The 19,575-nt window shown below is 42.5% G+C and carries 24 protein-coding genes; 10 read left to right on the top strand and 14 right to left on the bottom strand.

Features of this window, described 5'->3' with window-relative positions; all coding sequences use genetic code 11:
• Positions 1-138: 138 nt before the first annotated feature.
• Positions 139-477: a YppG family protein gene (locus QR721_RS02550; RefSeq protein ID WP_348028889.1), complete on the bottom strand. Its 339-nt coding sequence runs from the start codon at positions 475-477 to the stop codon at positions 139-141.
• Between the two features lie 66 nt (positions 478-543).
• Entirely contained in the window at positions 544-834 is a 291-nt protein-coding gene (locus QR721_RS02545; protein ID WP_348028887.1) for a glutaredoxin family protein, read from the bottom strand.
• A gap of 150 nt (positions 835-984) precedes the next feature.
• Here QR721_RS02545 and QR721_RS02540 point away from each other — a divergent pair, with 150 nt between their 5' ends.
• Positions 985-1,596 carry a VOC family protein gene (locus QR721_RS02540; RefSeq protein WP_348028885.1) on the top strand — a complete coding sequence of 204 codons (612 nt, stop codon included), beginning with the start codon at positions 985-987 and terminating at the stop codon, positions 1,594-1,596.
• Between the two features lie 38 nt (positions 1,597-1,634).
• Here QR721_RS02540 and QR721_RS02535 read toward each other — a convergent pair whose 3' ends face one another.
• Positions 1,635-1,955, bottom strand: a complete 321-nt coding sequence (locus QR721_RS02535; protein WP_348028883.1) for a thioredoxin family protein — start codon at positions 1,953-1,955, stop codon at positions 1,635-1,637.
• A 128-nt stretch (positions 1,956-2,083) separates the two neighbouring features.
• A complete protein-coding gene (locus QR721_RS02530) occupies positions 2,084-3,388 on the bottom strand; it encodes a DUF2254 domain-containing protein (RefSeq protein ID WP_348028881.1) in 1,305 nt (434 codons plus the stop codon).
• A 125-nt stretch (positions 3,389-3,513) separates the two neighbouring features.
• On the opposite strand from QR721_RS02530, the gene QR721_RS02525 reads away from it, so the two are divergent.
• The gene (locus QR721_RS02525; protein ID WP_348028879.1) at positions 3,514-3,645 is read left to right on the top strand and encodes a YfhE family protein; all 132 of its coding nucleotides are present in this window, start codon (positions 3,514-3,516) and stop codon (positions 3,643-3,645) included.
• A gap of 40 nt (positions 3,646-3,685) precedes the next feature.
• On the opposite strand, the gene QR721_RS02520 is transcribed toward QR721_RS02525, so the two are convergent.
• From QR721_RS02520 to QR721_RS02505, 4 genes are all read right to left on the bottom strand, one after another.
• Positions 3,686-4,411, bottom strand: a complete 726-nt coding sequence (locus tag QR721_RS02520; RefSeq protein WP_348028877.1) for a YqcI/YcgG family protein — start codon at positions 4,409-4,411, stop codon at positions 3,686-3,688.
• A 129-nt stretch (positions 4,412-4,540) separates the two neighbouring features.
• Positions 4,541-6,367, bottom strand: a complete 1,827-nt coding sequence (gene typA, locus QR721_RS02515; protein WP_348028875.1) for a translational GTPase TypA — start codon at positions 6,365-6,367, stop codon at positions 4,541-4,543.
• 155 nt (positions 6,368-6,522) lie between these two features.
• A complete protein-coding gene (locus tag QR721_RS02510; protein WP_348028873.1) occupies positions 6,523-7,212 on the bottom strand; it encodes a TraR/DksA C4-type zinc finger protein in 690 nt (229 codons plus the stop codon).
• A gap of 64 nt (positions 7,213-7,276) precedes the next feature.
• Entirely contained in the window at positions 7,277-7,723 is a 447-nt protein-coding gene (locus tag QR721_RS02505; protein ID WP_348028871.1) for a GNAT family N-acetyltransferase, read from the bottom strand.
• Between the two features lie 92 nt (positions 7,724-7,815).
• Between QR721_RS02505 and QR721_RS02500 the strand changes: the two genes are divergently transcribed.
• Positions 7,816-8,694, top strand: coding sequence for an NAD(P)-dependent oxidoreductase (locus QR721_RS02500; protein ID WP_348028870.1), 879 nt, complete (start codon positions 7,816-7,818; stop codon positions 8,692-8,694).
• 60 nt (positions 8,695-8,754) lie between these two features.
• Here the strand turns inward: QR721_RS02500 and QR721_RS02495 are convergent, their stop codons facing one another.
• From QR721_RS02495 to QR721_RS02480, 4 genes are all read right to left on the bottom strand, one after another.
• A complete protein-coding gene (locus tag QR721_RS02495) occupies positions 8,755-9,057 on the bottom strand; it encodes a hypothetical protein (protein ID WP_348028868.1) in 303 nt (100 codons plus the stop codon).
• Between the two features lie 85 nt (positions 9,058-9,142).
• Positions 9,143-9,340, bottom strand: a complete 198-nt coding sequence (locus QR721_RS02490) for a cold shock domain-containing protein (protein WP_348028866.1) — start codon at positions 9,338-9,340, stop codon at positions 9,143-9,145.
• 227 nt (positions 9,341-9,567) lie between these two features.
• Positions 9,568-9,990, bottom strand: a complete 423-nt coding sequence (locus tag QR721_RS02485) for a pyridoxamine 5'-phosphate oxidase family protein (RefSeq protein WP_348028864.1) — start codon at positions 9,988-9,990, stop codon at positions 9,568-9,570.
• A gap of 79 nt (positions 9,991-10,069) precedes the next feature.
• Positions 10,070-11,203: an NAD(P)/FAD-dependent oxidoreductase gene (locus QR721_RS02480; RefSeq protein WP_348028862.1), complete on the bottom strand. Its 1,134-nt coding sequence runs from the start codon at positions 11,201-11,203 to the stop codon at positions 10,070-10,072.
• A gap of 285 nt (positions 11,204-11,488) precedes the next feature.
• On the opposite strand from QR721_RS02480, the gene trhO reads away from it, so the two are divergent.
• Positions 11,489-12,454 (top strand): oxygen-dependent tRNA uridine(34) hydroxylase TrhO, encoded by a 966-nt coding sequence (gene trhO, locus QR721_RS02475; protein ID WP_348028860.1) that lies wholly within the window; start codon positions 11,489-11,491, stop codon positions 12,452-12,454.
• A gap of 110 nt (positions 12,455-12,564) precedes the next feature.
• Positions 12,565-13,038: a glutathione peroxidase gene (locus QR721_RS02470; RefSeq protein WP_348028858.1), complete on the top strand. Its 474-nt coding sequence runs from the start codon at positions 12,565-12,567 to the stop codon at positions 13,036-13,038.
• A 59-nt stretch (positions 13,039-13,097) separates the two neighbouring features.
• Here QR721_RS02470 and proS read toward each other — a convergent pair whose 3' ends face one another.
• The gene (proS, locus tag QR721_RS02465; protein ID WP_348028856.1) at positions 13,098-14,537 is read right to left on the bottom strand and encodes a proline--tRNA ligase; all 1,440 of its coding nucleotides are present in this window, start codon (positions 14,535-14,537) and stop codon (positions 13,098-13,100) included.
• A gap of 656 nt (positions 14,538-15,193) precedes the next feature.
• Here proS and QR721_RS02460 point away from each other — a divergent pair.
• On the top strand, positions 15,194-15,754 hold the full coding sequence (locus QR721_RS02460) for a M15 family metallopeptidase (protein WP_348028854.1): 561 nt from the start codon (positions 15,194-15,196) through the stop codon (positions 15,752-15,754).
• Between the two features lie 39 nt (positions 15,755-15,793).
• Here QR721_RS02460 and ytzI read toward each other — a convergent pair whose 3' ends face one another.
• On the bottom strand, positions 15,794-15,937 hold the full coding sequence (gene ytzI / locus QR721_RS02455; RefSeq protein ID WP_348028852.1) for a YtzI protein: 144 nt from the start codon (positions 15,935-15,937) through the stop codon (positions 15,794-15,796).
• 318 nt (positions 15,938-16,255) lie between these two features.
• Between ytzI and ehuB the strand changes: the two genes are divergently transcribed.
• The 4 genes from ehuB (at position 16,256) to ehuA (ending at position 19,404) form a co-directional block, all read left to right on the top strand.
• Positions 16,256-17,140, top strand: a complete 885-nt coding sequence (gene ehuB, locus QR721_RS02450) for an ectoine/hydroxyectoine ABC transporter substrate-binding protein EhuB (protein ID WP_348028850.1) — start codon at positions 16,256-16,258, stop codon at positions 17,138-17,140.
• Between the two features lie 104 nt (positions 17,141-17,244).
• Positions 17,245-17,907 (top strand): amino acid ABC transporter permease, encoded by a 663-nt coding sequence (locus QR721_RS02445; protein ID WP_348028848.1) that lies wholly within the window; start codon positions 17,245-17,247, stop codon positions 17,905-17,907.
• A complete protein-coding gene (gene ehuD, locus QR721_RS02440) occupies positions 17,904-18,596 on the top strand; it encodes an ectoine/hydroxyectoine ABC transporter permease subunit EhuD (RefSeq protein WP_348028846.1) in 693 nt (230 codons plus the stop codon). Before QR721_RS02445 ends, ehuD begins: the two co-directional genes overlap by 4 nt.
• Before the next feature lie 31 nt (positions 18,597-18,627).
• Positions 18,628-19,404, top strand: coding sequence for an ectoine/hydroxyectoine ABC transporter ATP-binding protein EhuA (ehuA, locus tag QR721_RS02435; protein ID WP_348028844.1), 777 nt, complete (start codon positions 18,628-18,630; stop codon positions 19,402-19,404).
• Positions 19,405-19,575: the final 171 nt, after the last annotated feature.

Below are 19,575 nucleotides of genomic sequence, written 5' to 3'. Positions count from 1 at the left end.
CTCATCACCTCCCCAAATTCAACATTACATAAAGATTATTTGTGCATTTATTGATCTATTTATGCATAGCCATAACAAAAGACAACAGCCAGTCTGGCTGTTGTCCGTCCAATGCCCTAATTATGTTTTCCATATAGTTCAACCTTTGAGAACAGACGTAAGACGCATAACAAGAGGAGCTACACGTTGAAAAAGATTCGTTACCTGACCTGTAGTCGCAAAGAATTTGTCCATGTCGAATTCACCGTCTTCATTCTGAAAGTAGGACATAAGACCGGACGTCTGTTGATTGGGGTTTTGTACAGGTGCTCTGCCAAGCAGGTTCTCCGGCTGAGCCGGCTTTCTGAAATAATCGTAAGGCGTTTGTCTCGCAACTGGTGACATCTCGGTTGGCATCTGGCTAGCATCCCCGTATCCCAAAGGCATTTGCCCATTTTTATAAAAAGGCTGCTGTCGAAAGCTTCTGCGATTGAGCATGGCCTGACCTCCTCCCTAATCCTCTTTACTGCAACTTATGCAGAGAAGGAATGGTCGGTGCCGCACTTACTGGTTCCCAAGCAGAAATGAAATCTCACCACGGCGCTTCAACTTTTGTACTTCCAATGCGACTTGCATTTTTCGTTTTTGGAAGCCAAGAATACCTTTTTCAATACCGTCAATGAATGTTGCCGGTGTACTGTAAATACCCTTACGTTGAAGTTCTTTACGGTATCCCGGTTCCTGCGTTATATTTTTCAATTGAAAAGGAATATCCCAGCTTTTTAGCTGATCAATCACTTTTTTACATGTTTGGCTTTTATCACTCACATAAATTGTTACTTTTTCTCTGTTCATCTCGCTGACCCCTCATAAAAGCTATATTTTCAATATAGGTTTTTACCCTATTTACAATATAGTAAACGACAAATTTCAACAATACCAAAATTTAGTTCAAAATTTCATCATTGTGATATACTGCTCCTAAAAAACATAAGGAGAATAGCGATGATTGCACTTGATCATATCGTGATTACCTCCGCCAACCCCAAAAAAGCAGCACAAGAATTTGCTAAGAAACATCAAGTCGTTGCTGTTCAAGGCGGTAAACACCAAAACTGGGGAACATGGAATTGGTTGTGCCACTTTAACAATGATTGCTATTTAGAATGGATTGGCATCTTCGATAATTCCATTGCCCAAGAATCCGAAAATCCACTAATCCAAAACGTTGTAAAAGCACTCAACGCCGGTTTGGAAAATATAGTACAACTAGCGTTCCGAACAGACCAAATAGATGTACTGAAATCTGATCTTATTCAATTCGGACATTCGGTAATAGGCCCTGTCCCCGGAAGCCGATCCCTGTCTGACGGAAGCACCCTGGAGTGGCAGATGCTATTTACTGTATCCGATTCTAATCATCCGCTCCCCTTCTTCATAGAATGGGGTGAAAAGCTACCAGGCTCAGATATAGATTTGAATCAACAAAGAATCTCTCATATTACCGTTCCCGAAATTGACCGGCAATATTATGAACAATTGCTCGGAAAAGACAATCCTCTCGCAAATACGAAACTGAATTTCGGTACCAGTTTCAAATATAATATTGTTAATTAAAAAGCAGCGGATCGAATTTGATCCGCTGCTTTCCCGTATTAACCGAGCTGCTGCTGAAGGAATTCCCGAACTGATTCTGGTGTTTTTGTAAAGGCGCTGTGCTGGTGTGCCTTCTTCTCACCGTCCTGGAAAATAAGAATACTTGGTATTCCCATCACTTCATAGTCTTCCGCAAGGCCGGCAATCTCATCGCTATTCGCCTGATACCATTTATAATTCCCATATTCCTCAATAATTTCTGGAATGAACATATCGAGACGTTTGCAATCCGGGCACCAGTCTGCAAATACTTTCACAATAACCGGTGTATCCGATTTAATCACTTCTTCAAACTGTTCTCTTGTTTGAATTGTTTCCATTATTCTCACCTCGTTGTGGAATCTTGCTTGTCAAAAGCAGGGCTTGTCCTTAAGGATTATACCGCTATTACTATTATAAGCAAATTCATTACTTCTACATAACAATCAGTCTGGATAAGGCTCCAGCTTCATCTTTTTTCGCAATGTTCAACGAGACGCTCATATGCCTCCTGCATATGAAGGTAGTCCTGATTAGACAACGTCTGCCAGTCAAATACGTCAAGCACTTCATAATGGTAATTCCATATATGACGCCTAATATCACTTTCGCTTACAAAGGCAACCTTGGCAAGTGTGTCAAGAAGGCCATAGAGAACAGACACATCTTCACGTCCATAATGTTTGATCTGATAGAAACAGCGATACAAGTATTTTGGAAATGTGATTGTAGGCCGGATGACACGTAATTTATCTTCTTTATTTGCCAAGTAACGTGTTTCTTTATTATGCTTTCCTAACTCAACGAGCAAGGAACCAAGCCGATTAATACAATTAATCGCAGTATGTGGGTCATTCACTGCAGGTGAAATTGCACGTAGAGCGATCTCTACAATCTTCTCAATCATGAACTCAATATCCTGGACATCGCTACGTTCCGAACCAATTGTTATGAAACGGAGCAATTTATCGAGCCGTTTTTTCTTATCAGTCGGCTCACCAAGACCAATAATACTGATGAGAGGAGCTTGTTGTAGGATATAACCGCCGGCCTGAACATGAGATTCAAGAATAACATCTTCCTTTTCAGCCCAACGGAACAACTCTTTCCAATCTATATTCTGCACATAGCCCGCTTCCTCAGCATAGATTGTTTCCCGTTTTTCCCGAGTTATTCTCTCCAATTCAGATTGCTTCCAGCTGCTTGCCTCAATATAGTTCTTTTCCTTATACGTACCACAAATCAGCCTAGTCCCATCTTTGCGAATTTCTTCAATCAATGAATTGACTCGGATTTGTTTCGAAGTCATATGAATGAAATATATAAATAAAGCCAATCCGCAAATTGCTGTAATTACCATAAAGACCGGCCTTAAAAACTGGTCTTCCTTTCCGACTAACAACAGATTAAATAGTGCGAACAAGAAGCCGAATGTATAGACACCCAGTACATGGTGGGTTGATTTGGACCTCATAAAATCCTGTAATGTACGTGGAGAAAATTGCGTCGAATACGTTGTCAGGACTACCATGATTGTCGAAAAGCTTATTGTTGTCATTGTAAGAATTGCTGTTGTCAACGCAGAGTAGAGCTCTTTCGAAATATCAGCACTTGTCAAAAAAACTGCTGGAATCGATTTTTCCCAGTTGTGTATGATGGCCGTATCAAGTAATTTTATAAAGATAATTGAAAAGATAGCTGCCAGACCATATATAACAGGAAGAAACCAAAAACTTTCCCGCATACGAAAGAAAAATCTTTTAACACTTTCCATTATCCTCACCTCCTGTTTTAACTTCTACCCGAAACTAAATACAAATCAACTTATAACGTTTCAACAATTAAAGAACGGGTAAACTAATAAAGACAATTTAACTTTTCTGAGGAGGGTTTTTATTTATGCGTGGAAACACGAAATACCAGCCAGTAGAAAATCAGCAATTGTCCAGTTGCCAGGAAGTTCGCTATGCAAGGGAATTCAAAAAAGCCGATATTGCAGGTGGCTTCCACAAAAAGCATAAAAGTCAATAAAGCATAAAAGAAGCGAGGAGCAATCCTCGCTTCTTTTTTATTACTTCGGACTGAATGGACATTTCCCTTTGATTGGTTCAATATCATCCCCTATAAAATATTGCTTCCATTCTCTATGGTTTACATCTCCATAGTGACTGATGTTTGGATGCTTCGGCAACTGATCCCATTTTTCAACACGTTTACGTACACTTTCTCGAGATTTGGCTCCTACTTTGGTTGAACCGTCTAAACCTTCAAAAATACGGCGTGGCTGAAAACCGATAATAAGCGAATTGCCGAGATCACGCGTTTTACGCTGTTTATAACATGGGGCATTCCCAAAGGCGAAATAAGGCTCTCCAGCAAATGAAAAAGACCATAGATGATGATCAGGATCTTTCGGATAGGCTTCCGGCCATGCCTCTTCATCCTGATTATGCAAGTATTGCAACACATCCCAAAAATATTTTCGATAATACTCCAGCGTACGTACTTCTCCTTCGGGTTCGACAAACAAGAAAAAGCCATGGCGAATCAAGCGTTCCTGATTTTCAAACAGCTCATTAAATTCCTTCATTGTTTCAGGGAGATGAGACCAGTCATCATGTGTAATATAGGAATAGCGCAGTTCTCCCCTTTTATGTCCAGACATTCCAAACGTACAGGGGAAATCCGACTGCGTTATTATTGAATCAAATGTACTGAATTCATTGCGGACCCACTCTGGCAATGAATCTTCATAGAAATTCTCCTTTGTCAAAAGCATACTTGCCGTTTTCTGCATTTCATCATCCTCCGTTAAATCTTTTCCTCCTCTCTATCTACCCTGCAACCGCTTTTTGAAACAGGATACCTCTTTGTGCAAAGCAAAAAGACGCATGCACACAGAGGTGCATACGTCCCAATCAGAAAGTTAGATTTTTTTGCGTTTCGATGCTTTTTCACGTTCGTTTTTGTTAAGGATTTTCTTGCGAAGACGGATAGATTGCGGTGTAACTTCGCAATATTCATCATCATCAAGATACTCTAGTGCTTCTTCAAGAGACATCTGACGTGTTTTACGAATTGTTGAAGTCTGATCTTTCGTCGCTGAGCGGACGTTTGTCAGATGCTTTTCTTTCGTAATGTTAACTGTAAGGTCGTTCTCACGGTTGTGTTCACCGACAATCATACCTGCGTATACTTCTGTACCTGGGTTAACGAAGATGATACCACGGTCTTCAAGACCCATAATACCGTAAGTGGATGCTTTACCGTTTTCAAGTGCTACGAGAACACCTTCACGGCGTCCACCGACATTACCCTTGATAACCGGACCGTACTCTTCAAACGTGTGGTTCAGGATACCATAACCATGTGTTTGAGTCATGAATTCAGTTGAGTAACCAAGCAAGCCGCGTGATGGCACTTTGAACTCAAGACGAACTTGTCCGTTTCCGTGGTTCACCATATCGAGCATTTCACCTTTACGAGCTCCAAGTGATTCCATAACTGGTCCAGTGTATTCTTCAGGGACATCAATTTGGACACGCTCAATCGGTTCGCATGTAACACCGTCAATTTCCTTAAGGATTACTTGCGGCTTAGAAAGCTGCAATTCGTAGCCTTCTCGGCGCATGTTTTCGATAAGAATTGATAGGTGAAGCTCTCCACGTCCGGAAACAGTCCACGCATCTGGAGAGTCAGTTGGGTCTACACGCAAAGAAACATCTGTTTCAAGCTGTGTCATAAGACGCTCGTCAATTTTGCGAGATGTGATGTACTTACCTTCTTTACCAGCGAACGGGCTGTTGTTCACAAGGAAAGTCATCTGCAAAGTAGGCTCATCAATACGAAGAACTGGCAAAGCCTCCGGATGGCTTTCTGGACAGATTGTTTCACCAACGTTCAAATCTTCCATACCGGCTACTGCAACGATATCACCAGTTTTCGCTTCTTCAATCTCAATTCGCTTCAAGCCAATGAAGCCGAATAGTTTTGAAACACGGAATGATTTCTTCGTACCGTCTTCTTTCATGACGACAACTTGCTGACCAACTTTGATTGATCCGCGGAATACACGACCAACACCGATACGGCCAACATATTCGTTATAGTCAAGAAGTGTAACCTGGAATTGAAGCGGCTCATCAGCGTTATCAACAGGAGCAGGAATATGTTCAAGAATTGTTTCAAAGATCGGATCCATTGTTTCCTGCTGATCTTCTGGTTCTTCACCAGATGTCCCGTTAAGGGCTGAAGCGTACATAACAGGGAATTCAAGCTGGTCATCATCTGCACCAAGTTCGATGAAGAGGTCGAGTACTTCATCAATAACTTCTGACGGACGAGCGTTCGGACGGTCAATCTTGTTAAGAACAACGATTGGTGTCAAACGCTGCTCCAATGCCTTTTTCAATACGAAGCGTGTCTGAGGCATGCAACCTTCGTATGCGTCAACGACGAGTAGTACGCCGTCCACCATTTTCATAATACGTTCTACTTCACCACCGAAGTCAGCGTGACCAGGTGTATCAAGGATGTTAATTGTATGATCTTTATATTTAATTGCTGTATTTTTAGCTAAAATTGTAATGCCGCGTTCTCTCTCGATATCGCCAGAGTCCATAGCTCTTTCGTCAACTTGTTCATTATCTCGGAATGTTCCAGAATATTTAAGAAGCTGGTCAACCAATGTCGTTTTACCGTGGTCAACGTGAGCAATAATCGCGATATTACGAATATCTTCTCGCAAGTTCATAAGTGTAGTTCCTCTTTTCTAACAGGATCTGTAACTTACATATTATAGCATGTGTTCAATTAAATGAAAAACGTTTTTTGCTTAAATCGACAAAATTCTTCTCAAGCATAAAAGAAAAGCGGGAAAAGCAGACGATTGCTCTTCCCCGCTTGCGGTTAATCCGTTTCTTTCTCAATGTCGACAAGATCGGCATAACCAGTGAAATTGTTCGCGATGCCATCATAATTACCTGTTATATCGGCTGCCGCAATTCCCTCAATCGCCTCAGCTTCTCCGACAAATTCGTCACTGTTCGGATACATCTCATCGTAATCTGCTTTAGGTTCATAAAAATCAGAAGGACTTTCTGAAGTTCCATAGCGTGCTACATCCTGCCAAGTATCCTCGGCATCATAGCCAACTTGTGTCTCTTCTGTTAGCTCATCAGGATTTATATTCGGACTGTAAATCCCTTCTTCCAGCGGTCGTCTGTTTTCATAAACCGGCTGATGATCGGCATGTTCAATACAGCGATCCGTTGTCGGTACAGCTTCAAGCCTTTCAAAAGGAATATCGCGGCCGCATGCGCTGCATAGACCATACGTGCCCGCCTCTAGAGAATGAAGTGCTGAATTGATGTCTTCGAGCTCCTTCTCAGTATGTTCATTAAGCGCGATGTCCTTCTGCCTTTCAAACAGTTCTGTCCCCATATCTGCAGGATGATTATCATAATTGGACAGCTCACTCATCGATTCCTTAACGAGCTCTAATGTCTGTCCGTAATGATCTTGGACTTGTTCAATTAGCAAATTTTGTCTCTGCTGAAGTTCCTGCTTTAAGCTTTCGCGTTGTGAATCTGAGATCAAATCTTTCGCCTCCCCGCAACTGTTTTGTCTTACTATGCGCGGAGGCGGTTGCTTTGATTCCTGTTCAGCCTTTGCGAATCATGTCAATATGTGGGATGCCAACATCTTCATAAACTTCTGATACAGCGTTGAAGCCAAGAGAACCATAGAAGTCCTGCAAATGAGCTTGCGCCTGTACTTTAATTTCCTCTTCTTTCCATTCTCTTTCAATATGGCTAATTGCCTTTTCCATAAGCTTTGTCGCATAACCTTGGCGACGGTACTCCTTAGCAACGAGGACTCGTCCTATTGAAGGCAATGAATATTTTGTACCTGCAGGAAGCAGCCGGCAATAAGCGATGACTGTTCCGTCTTCGTTTCTTAAGAAACAATGTTCTGCAACCCTGTCCAATCCATCCAGATCAAGATCCATGCAATGCTGTTCTACTACGAATACATCACAACGCTGTTTCATGACCTCATACAATTCATCAATCGTGAATTCCTCGAATTTCTTGATGTTCCATTTCATAATTCTGCACCATCTTTCTTTTCTGTATTATTATTCTAAATTGAATTACAATGAAGGAAAAGGAAAATTGTCTGGAAAAGGAGATGTACATAATGACAAGCCAGAAAAAACCGATTGTCGGCTTTATCGGAACGGGCGTCATGGGGAAAAGCATGGCAGGTCATATTCAGAATGCAGGCTACCCATTGAACGTATATACAAGAACGCAGGAAAAGGCGCTTGACTTGATCGCCGCGGGAGCCTTCTGGAAAGAAACTGTCGCTGAACTTGCCCGTGAATCAGATATCATTATCACAATGATCGGCTACCCAAAAGATGTAGAGGAAGTCTATTTTGGAGAAGAAGGCTTGCTCAATAATGCTAAAGAAGGAAGCTATCTTGTAGATATGACAACTTCGAAGCCTTTGCTCGCCCAGAAAATCGCTGAAGCAGCAGCTAAAAAAGGAATTCATGCAGTAGACGCTCCGGTGTCAGGCGGAGATATCGGCGCCAAGAATGCTACGCTCGCCATTATGGCAGGCGGCGTCCCTGAAGCTTTCGACTATTTGCGTCCCATTTTCGAAACAATGGGAACGAATTTGATGCTTCATGGTCCTGCTGGCTCAGGCCAACATGCAAAAATGTGCAATCAGATTACGAATGCATCAAACATGATGGGTGTCTGTGAAGCAATCGTATATGCTAAGGCAGCAGGACTCAATCCTGCCCAAATGATAGAAACTGTTTCATCCGGAGCAGCGAACAGCTGGGCTCTTCAGAATCTCGGTCCACGTATGCTGAAGGGCGATTATGCACCAGGATTTTATGTAAAACATTTCATTAAAGATATGACAATTGCTTTGGAAAGCGCTGTTGAGATGGGCATTCAACTTCCAAGTCTTACACTCGCACTTGATCTTTATAAACAATTGGCTGAAATGGGCGAAGAAGACAGCGGAACACAGGCTTTAATCAAGTATTTGGAAAGATAAAGCACTCTTCTTTCTAAAAGATAAGATATCATGCAAAAAAAACGGAAGCTCTCCTACCTATCAGGATTGCTTCCGTTTTTCTATTTCTTCCTGGACGATGAAGGCAAGGTCATGATTACCAAACAGGTCAAGCACATTAAACAGTGTCTCGTCTGCAATTTCTCCAGCCTCGGTTTTCGGTACAGTTAACTCCAGTGCATGATGAAGAGCCGGGTTCTTCACCTGCTCAGGATAAGCTTTTATGTAAAGTTCCTCAGGATCAAGCTCATGATTAATGCACCACTGAGCGAAGACAAGAATCATCATCTGTTCATCTTTTTTATAGCTTTCAATTACTTGGGATTCAATATCTTTCCGTTCCATTCGCTATTCCTCCGAAGAAAAAATAAAAAATAAAAGGCTTATCTCGAAAGATAAGCCTTTTTCTCGCTGTATAGTAATCGTCAAATTAGAGGCGAGTTACGTTAGCAGCCTGTGGGCCACGGTTGCCTTCAACGATTTCGAATTCTACATCTTCGCCTTCTTCAAGCGTTTTGAATCCTTCAGTTTGAATAGCAGAGAAGTGTACGAATACATCGTCACCGTCTTCGCGTTCGATGAAACCAAAACCTTTTTCTGCGTTAAACCATTTTACTTTACCAGTCATTTAAATGACCTCCTTAGACAAATATCGTGCAAAGTAATTGAATGATGATAAATACTTTTACACCGCTTTGTTCAAAGAGATCGTAAAGTATTATTCCAATTTCAATTTCCTTTTGCTCTTATTACTTTACCCTTTTCAATTGGAAAATGCAAGCGAATTAGATAAATATTTTTAAAAACTGCATTTTTTTTTGAAATGATTCAAAAAAGTCAAGCTACTCCATCAATTTAAAGATCGATTTCCTGTGAAGGCTGGCCTTTTTTATTCAGAAGGCGGACGTGCAGCGGTTCAATTTCGAGAATTAGAATTCTCTCGTCATCCGGACCATTAAACCAGTAGCCCATTTTATCATTCCACAGCTTGTCAATCAGCTTCTGATTATCGCTCTGCTTTACCTTGCCCTCATATTCTACATAATCGTCTCCGAATCCTTCGCCATCGTATCCGAGCAACACATGCGTATACGGATTTTTCTCGAGCTCGTCAACTTTATGTGTTTCCTTGCTTGTAATTGTATAAAGTTTCAGATCATCATGGAAAAACGTCATATAACGAGCATTAGGCTTGTCATTGCTTATTGTAGACATCGTTCCAACATAACTGTTTTCCAGGATGTTCTCAACTGCTTTTTTCACTTCTTTTTTATCCATTAGTTCACACTCCTTGTTTCATTCGTTTATCTGAAGTATTCCTTCCAACAGATAAACTAAACATGGAATACGAATGAATTTATCGTTTCTTCTTTATAATTCTGCTCGGCTTGTAATTTTCAATCTCGACATCCAGCTGCTCTCCAAGCGCGAGGCTAGCAAGCTGCTTTGCCATGTAAGGCGCCATTGTCAATCCTGACGATCCAAGCCCGTTTGCGACATACAGATTCTCATACCCTGGGATCAGTCCCATTACTGGCACAGACTCCGGGGTCATCGGTCTGAAGCCAACCCGAGTCTCCACCACGGTAGCTTCCCTTAAAGAAGGAGCTAGATCCAAAGCCTTGTGGAGAATTTCATGAATCCCACCCACAGTCATACGACGATCAAATCCGGTATTGTTCTCCTGGGTCGCTCCGACAATAAGCCGGTTGCCTGATACGAGCATATATTGATTAAAGGGTGATTTTACAACCGGCCACTCGCTGCCATCCATACCTGTCATTTCGAGATGGATAATCTGCGCCCGCTGTGGCCTGACATCGAAATAAAGTCCGCTGTCAGTAAACAGAGGTTCGAGAAGCTCTTGCATCCATGCTCCATTAACAGCAATGACTTGATCGGCTGCAAGTTCCTTATCTCCTACTTTAACACCATGGATTCGATTCCCTTCCCGAAGAAGGAATGCTTTTCCTTCCACTTGTTTAAGCCCATATAGACGAGCCCCATCCAGCAAGGCATCTCTTAGCAGCCTGCCATCTACTCGTGCTCCTCCTGATACATAGACAGCTCCAAATCCGCTCCTCAATAGAGGGAAGCGACTTCGAACTTCATGCTCACCAATTAGCTCGACTTCACCGATTTCCGGAGCACCCTCTCTTCTTTGCAAAATAATATCGTACAATTCCTGAAGCTTATGGCCTTCTTCCTGCAAGCTGAGGGAACCGACTTTCGCATAACCTGTCTCTGTAATGCCATCATCTTCTAGCTCTTTAACCAAATCTTGATAAATACGTGCTCCGCCTTTTGCCAATGCATACCAATCCGGATTACGCCTTTTGGATACCCAAGGACAAACAATGCCAGCTCCAGCATCTGTAGCCTGTCCCGGATCTTTTGAGTCAATGAGAGTTACATCCGCTCCTGCTTTTGCGAGTCGATATGCTGTCGCTGCACCAAGAATGCCACCGCCAACTATAATAATTCTTGCCATTTCCCAAAATCCTTTCCGCACCTATTTTATTTATAAATTTATTATATAACAGTTTTTACTTCTGCGTCTGTTCGCATATTTATACACAATAGGGATACAAGAGTTTTATTGTACTTTTAGTTTTGCATGCCCTTTCCAATTCAATAGTTTCATGCAATTATCCCTGCAACCCCCATTGAAAATTGCAAAAAACGTTGATATAATACCGTTTGTGCAAGATGAAAAATCAAATATCCGAACCGACATTTGTATCTTGCAAATATAAATGACAGGTGGTTCCAACTGATGACAGAACAATATCGCGTTTTACTTTACTACAACTATGTAGAGATTGAAGACCCTGAACAGACTGCAGATGAACATTTGAAGTTCTGTAAGGATCTCGGTCTAAAAGGACGCATCCTTATTGCCAAAGAAGGTATTAATGGCACTGTTTCAGGTACTTATGAGCAGACTGAACAGTATATGGACATGATGAAAAATAGCCCACTCTTCCATGATACAATTTTCAAGATTGACGACCACGATGGCCATGCATTCAAGAAAATGCACTGCCGTCCGCGTCCGGAGCTTGTCAACTTGAGCCTGGAAGACGATATTAAGCCAAAAGAATTGACAGGAAAGTATTTGTCACCAAAAGAGTGGTTTGAAGCAATGCAGGCTGAAGACACTATCGTGCTCGATGCCCGCAATGATTATGAATACGACCTCGGACATTTCCGCGGTGCGATACGCCCGGATATCGAGACGTTCCGTGAATTGCCGGAATGGGTCCGTGATAATAAAGAAATGCTTGAAGGCAAACGCATCCTCACATACTGCACTGGCGGAATTCGTTGTGAGAAATTCTCCGGCTGGCTTAAGCGTGAAGGTTTTGAAGATGTTAGCCAGCTGCATGGTGGTATTGTAACTTATGGAAAAGACCCTGAAGTTCAAGGCGAACTTTGGGATGGACAGTGCTACGTATTCGATGAGCGCATTGCAGTTCCAGTTAACCAGAAAGAACATGTTGTTGTTGGCCGTGAATACTTTGATGGCGAACCATGCGAGCGCTATATTAACTGCGCAAACCCTGAGTGCAATCGCCAGTTCCTCTGCTCTGAGGAGAATGAACATAAGTACTTGCGAGGGTGTACACATGAGTGCCGTGTGAGCCCACGCAACATGTACGTTAAAGAACATGAGCTTTCAGAAGATGAAGTACAAGCACGACTTGAAGCGATTGGCGAAAGCCTTCCAACACACGCATAATACAAAAAGCAGACTCGTCATTGCGCGAATCTGCTTTTTCATTGTTCTTGGCACTTTCATCCAGCCTATGATATGTTGTCTGCAACCAATAAGGATTGGAGTGATTGAACTTGTCCGTTTACAAGTACAGCATTGAATCCCCTGACGGAACTGTTGCTTCAATGGATACTTTTCAAGGTGATGTTCTCCTGATCGTCAATACAGCAACTGGTTGTGGTTTTGCCCCTCAACTTGAGGCACTTGAGGCTCTCTATCAGAAGTATAAGAGCAGAGGATTCCATGTACTCGGCTTTCCGTGTAATCAATTCATGAATCAAGAACCGCTTAGCGATCGTGACATTTCCACCCAATGCAATTTAAACTATGGTACAACCTTCCCCTTCTATAAGAAAGTGAATGTGAAAGGTCCAGATGTCCATCCCCTCTTTAAATATTTGACCGAGAAAACATCGGGACTTCTTGGTGAGAAAATCAAATGGAATTTCACAAAATTTCTGGTTGATAGAAATGGAAATGTCGTTAAACGCTTTGCTCCAGTAACAAAACCTGAGAAGATTGGGCCGGAAATTGAACGTTTGCTTTAATATCTTAGCAACACAAAGAAACCGAGCTCCCATACGGACGCTCGGTCTTTTTTCTTATATTAATAAGCTTTACCCCAGTAAACGAGTTCCTTAGCCGGCTTGCCACAGCAAACACAAGTCTCAGAAACCTTTTCCTGTTCAAACGGAATGCATCGGGAAGTAGCAGAGAATTCTTCCTTGATTTTATCCTCGCAAGCTTCATCGCCACACCACATCGCTTTGATGAAACCACCTTTGGATTCAAGGATTTCACCGAACTCATCCATTGTCTTAGCTACAGATGTCATTTCCTCACGATGTGCAAGTGCTTTATCGAAGAGATCTTTTTGGATTTCTTCCAAGAGCGCTGGCAGACGAAGTTCCAAGTCTTCAAGAGCAACAAATTCCTTCTCCCCTGTATCACGGCGAGCAAGGACAACTTGATTGTTCTCGATATCTTTCGGACCCATTTCAATACGGATCGGAATACCCTTCATTTCGTACTCGTTGAACTTCCAGCCAGGCATCTTGTCACTTGCATCGATGTCAACGCGGGCAATTTTCTTAAGTCGATCACGAAGTTCATAAGCTTTATCAAGTACGCCTTCTTTATGTTGGGCAATCGGTACGATCATCGCTTGAGTTGGTGCCATGCGTGGTGGTACGACAAGGCCTCGGTTGTCACCATGAACCATGATCAATGCACCGATAATGCGTGTTGTAATTCCCCATGAAGTCTGATGGACGAGTTGCTGCTTGCCTTCTTTATCCAAATAACGGATATCGAATGCATCCGCAAAGCCTGTACCGAAGTAATGCGAAGTACCGGATTGAAGGGCTTTCCCATCATGCATCAGACTTTCGATTGTTAATGTATATTCCGCTCCAGCGAATTTTTCTTTATCTGTCTTGCGCCCTTTAAGTACAGGAATTGCGAGTATCTCTTCACATACAGAAGCATACATATCAAGCATTCTGTTCGTTTCCTGCTCTGCATCCTCCTGTGTCGCATGTGCTGTATGGCCTTCCTGCCAGTGGAATTCAAGTGAACGAAGGAATGGACGTGTCGTCTTTTCCCAACGCACAACGTTTGCCCACTGGTTATAGAGCATAGGCAAGTCACGGTAAGAGTGGATATTTTTAGAGTAGTATTCACAGAAAAGTACTTCAGAAGTTGGTCGGACTACAAGACGTTCCTGTAGCTCCTCTTCTCCTCCATGTGTAACCCAAGCTACTTCGGGAGCGAAACCTTCAATATGATCCTTTTCTTTCTGCAAGAGACTTTCTGGAATAAACATTGGGAAGCTCACGTTCTGATGACCTGTTTCCTTAATACGATGGTCAATCTCGTCCCGAATATTTTCCCAAATTGCATAACCATAAGGCTTGATGATCATCGTGCCTCGTACCGGACCATAATCCACAAGTTCGGCCTGCTTGACTACATCCGTATACCATTGTGCGAAATCATCTTCCATTGCAGTGACTTTCTCGACAAACTGCTTGTTTTTCTTGCCCATTGATTGCACCCGCTTTATGTAATATTTTTAAACACAAAAAAAGCTCCGTCCTCAAAATAAGGGACCGAGCATGGTGGTACCACCCTTGTTTGCAAACATCCTCAGAAAAGGAAACTCTGCACACTTGAATGGATAACGGCCATGCACCGCGCCAGCTTATCGTGGCGTGCTCAACGGCAGGTTCCAATCCGTTCCAATAGGGAGTTCCCAGCATATGCTCCCCTCTCTGATATCGGAAAAACAGGAATGTACTAATCCGCTTCATTGCATCAATATACTTCCTTAAATATATATCCAGCACGCTGCAAAGTCAAGATGATATAAGAGTGCACGGACTAGCTGCAAGCTGCTTAGCTCAAATATAAATAGACACTCGAAAATGTTCAGGGACTTCTTTGTCTAACTAGTTAAGTTAAGTCACTCTTCTGTTATGGCAAAGATACTATATCGTTTAAAATGACCTCTGTATTGTCACACTCCCCAACTCTATCCTTAACGCTATTATTCAATTTATCAAAGTTCTCCGTACGGTAAATTTCTTTATGAAGACAGATTTCCTAGTTTGCCATTGATTGCATAAGCACGGGAAATGCTTTTCCTGTATAATAAAAGCTAAATAGACAGTGCGGATCTTGATGTTTTAGAAAGGAGAACACATGAAACGTTTTATAAGAGATGTGATTGGCTGGCTCATCCTATTGGCGGCCGTTTTGACGATTTATCATTTCTTAAGCTCGCCTCAAGAGACTCCAGACGGAGAAGCTTATGCCTATACTTCAGACGGAAAAGTACCAACCGGACTCTATCCTGCTGTGGAAGATAAGACAAATGAGCTAATTCAAAGAGCTGAAAATAGAGGGATCACGATGTTCATCACCGATGACTTCCGTAGCAGCGCAGACCAGGATGAGCTGTATGCCCAAGGCAGAACATCCGGAGGAAGTATTGTAACGAATGCGCGTGGTGGTGAATCATACCATAACTACGGACTGGCGGTAGACTTCGCATTGAAAAATTCCCAAGGTGAAGCCATTTGGGACATGAATTATGATGGAAATGGCAATGGAAAAGCAGATTGGATGGAAGTTGTTGACCTAGCAAAAGAACTTGGATTTGAGTGGGGCGGCGACTGGCCTGGCTTCAAAGACTACCCTCATTTACAAATGGACTTCGGACTTACAATCAGCCAGCTGAAAGAAGGATATATGCCAAAATAGAAACCCGCTCACATTTTCTGTGAAGCGGGTTTCCTGTATTTAAGTATTCTCTTCCCGTTTTTTCCGGGCTGTTTCCAACGGATCAACCGTATGTTTAAACGCATAGCCTTTCTGGATTGTCACGAATGACAGTACGAGCACGAGCAATGTCAAGACGACACTGACAATACTTGCTACGAGCATGCCACGCACCTCCTCCAGTCATTTTAATCAGTATAACCGCCCTCTCTTTATCCGGCAATACCAGAACTTCCACAAAACAATAATTTAATCCTGTATTTTACAGCAAATCCAACTATTTAGGAGTATGTTTTGGCAAAGTGGAGATTTTTAACTCTTAACCTAGGTATATGGTTAAATATACTGATTTTTCTCATTTTCCTCTGTTTGAAGTAGCTCTGTATTATATCTAAGATTAATAACAGGTACTTTTTCGACAGTTTATTCACAAATTGAAAATGGCCTTTTCCAAACAGATTAAAACAGGGGGTACATAAAAAAGTGAAAAAAATTCTTACTGCGATTGTATTGCTCTCAGTCACGCTCATGCTTGCAGCTTGCGGCTCATCCGATAGCAAAGACAGCAAAGCAAGTGAAAAGAACCAGCTTGAAACAATTAAAAATAAAGGGAAAGTTGTCATCGGTTTTGCCAACGAAAAACCCTATGCCTATCAGGAAGGAGACGAGCTTAAAGGAGCTGCAGTTGACATCGCAAAAGCTGTTTTCCAAGAGCTTGGAGTTGATGAAGTCGAAGGAAAACTTGCCGACTTTAGCCAGCTTATTCCCGGACTGAAAGCAGGTAAATTCGATGTTATAACGGCTGGTATGGCAATTACGCCCGATCGCTGCAGAAGCGTTGCATTTGGCGAGCCAGAAATGACCTACGGTGAGGGTCTGATTGTCAAAAGAGGCAATCCGAAAAAACTACACAGCTATGAAGATATAGCAAATAACAAAGATATCAAGGTATCTGTCATGTCCGGTGCCACAGAGAATGGATTCTTGAAAGAAATCGGCGTAGATGCTAAACAAATTCAAGCTGCTTCTGATATTCCCGCCACGTTCTCTGCTGTTGAATCAGGACGTGCTGATGCCACAACAGGTACAGAGATGACAATTAAAATGGCACTTGAATCAGCAAATTCGGACAAGCTTGAATTCGTTGAAGACTTTAAACAACCTAAAGTGGAAGGTAATCCAAGCTATGGTGCTGCTGCTTTTAAAAAAGGCAGCGATGACTTGCGTAAAGCCTACAATGAAAAGTTGCAGGAATTAAAAGACAACGGCACAGTTGCCAAACTGCTCGAACAAAACGGATTCAGTGAGAAGTCCAACATGGTCGCCGATGATATTACAACAGAGAAAGTATGCAGTGGTAATTTTTAAGTCTTTCTCGATATTTAATTAACGGTAATCCATGGAATCTCTTCCGGTACGCGGAATTCATGATTCCATGGATTATTCTAATTAACTAGCAAAGGAGCAGTGATATGGATACTCTTACTGAAATATTTCCTATTTTATTAAAAGGTCTGCGCATTACGATCCTTGTTCTAATTGGTTCGGCATTCTTTAGCTATATAATTGCCTTCATTTCCGGTCTTGGACGCCTTTCCAAAAACATCTTCATTCGTAAATTCGTTGGATTCTATATTGAAGTGTTCCGCGGGACTTCTCTTATTGTGCAGCTCTTCTGGCTATACTACGCACTTCCAATCCTATTCAATTTTGATATTGGTTCGGACATCTGGGCTGGCATTATTGCGATTTCACTCAACTATGGGGCTTATATGTCGGAGATTGTTCGCGGATCGATACTCGCAGTTTCAAAAGGACAGACGGAAGCAGGCATTGCACTTAATATGACCGGGTTCCAACGTATGCGCCTCATCATATTGCCTCAGGCCACACGAATGATGCTGCCGGAATTCGGAAACTACTTGATTCAAATGCTGAAAGCAACTTCTCTCGTATCACTAATTGGGCTCTCCGATATGCTTTATTACGGAAACCTATACCGCAGCACACATCTCGCTGAATCATCAAACGTCTACCTGTTAATACTTATCGCCTATTTCATCCTTGCACTGCCACTCATCTGGCTCGTACGCAAGATGGAAGGATTCTCAAAGAAAGGAGTTGCTAGTGAATGACTGATGGATGGAGTTGGGAAACATTCTCTGATGCTTTTCCGTTCGTTGTAAAAGGAATTGGCATTACACTCGGTCTTACTGTCACCTGCTACATATTTGCACTGCTCTTCGGTTTTGTATGGCTATTCCTGCGCCGCATTCCTGTTAAACCGTTTAGTTGGCTGTTCACCTGGATTATGGAATTCATTCGTTCGACACCACCACTCGTACAACTGTTCTTCATTTATTATGGCTGGCCTACCGTACCCTATGTCGGCGCGACAATCTCGCCTTTTGCTTGCGCAGTTATTGCACTTGGGCTCCACTTCAGTACATACATCAGCGAAGTTTATCGCTCCGGCATAAATCACGTAGACAAAGGACAGTGGGAAGCTGCTAAGGCACTCAACTTCCCTACAAGATTAAAATGGATAAAAATTATTTTGCCACAGGCTTTGCCTCCGATGATTCCAATGCTCGGTAACTATTTGATCATCCTATTTAAAGAAGTGCCTCTGGCAGCCACAATCGGAGTTGTCGGCATCATGCGGCTCGCACAAGACTATGGCGATCAATACTGGAACTACCTAGAGCCCTTGACGATTGTCGCTCTGCTCTTCCTCGCACTTAGCTATATCTCTTCCCTGCTGACCAGCTGGCTCGAGAGACGAATGAATTTCAAATTTGACAAGAAGAAAGCGATTGCCTGATTGTATAATAGATAAAAAGGAGTGAACCGTTATGACAGACCCCATCGTTCAGTTCAAAGATGTTCACAAATCATTTGGCGATGTTGATGTGTTAAAGGGAATTAATCTGGACATCCGACCAGCTGAAAAGATTGCGCTTATCGGACCGAGCGGTTCTGGTAAAACGACGATCATCCGCATGCTCATGACTCTTGAAGAACCAACTTCCGGCCAAATTATCGTTGAAGGCGATAATTTGTGGCAAATGGAGAAAGGCGGAAAACTTGTCCGCGCCAATGAAAAGCACCTTCGCTCCGTCCGCGGGGAAATCGGAATGGTCTTCCAGCACTTCAATCTGTTCCCGCATATGACCATTCTGGAAAACTGCATGACAGCTCCAATTCATGTACAAAAAGAAAACAAGGCCTCTGCCCGTAAGCGCTCAATCGAAATGCTTGAGAAAGTGGGCCTTGGAGACAAGCTTGACAACTATCCGAGCCAACTATCCGGCGGGCAGAAACAACGCGTTGCTATGGCACGAGCACTTGTCATGCGGCCAAAAATTATGCTATTCGACGAAGTCACATCCGCTCTGGACCCTGAGCTTGTCGGTGAAGTGCTCGAAGTAATACGCGATATTGCATATGAAGGTGAAATGGCCATGGTTCTCGTCACTCATGAAATGGACTTCGCTCTAGATGTTGCCGACCGTGTCATCTTCCTAGACGAAGGCGTCATTGCCGAAGACGGCAAACCAGAGGACGTTTTGCAGCACTCAAATAATGAACGATTGCAAAGCTTCCTTCACAGATTCAGAAGTATGAGTTGAGCACTCTTAACAATATTTTAGAAGCACCATTTTGGAAAAACGTAGCCAAAGTGGTGCTTCTTTATTTATGAAAACTGCTCTACTAACTACAGTTAAATTGAAAAACTACAAAACCTGATAACACTTGATGATCATGAAAGGATATTTCTTCCCTTCTATCAGTCTGATTTC

The organism is Aciduricibacillus chroicocephali (assembly GCF_030762805.1).
GTDB classification, from domain to species: Bacteria; Bacillota; Bacilli; order Bacillales; family Amphibacillaceae; genus Aciduricibacillus; species Aciduricibacillus chroicocephali.
The sequence above is the reverse complement of the archived record's forward strand: the minus strand, read 5'-3'. Positions and strand labels throughout refer to the sequence as shown.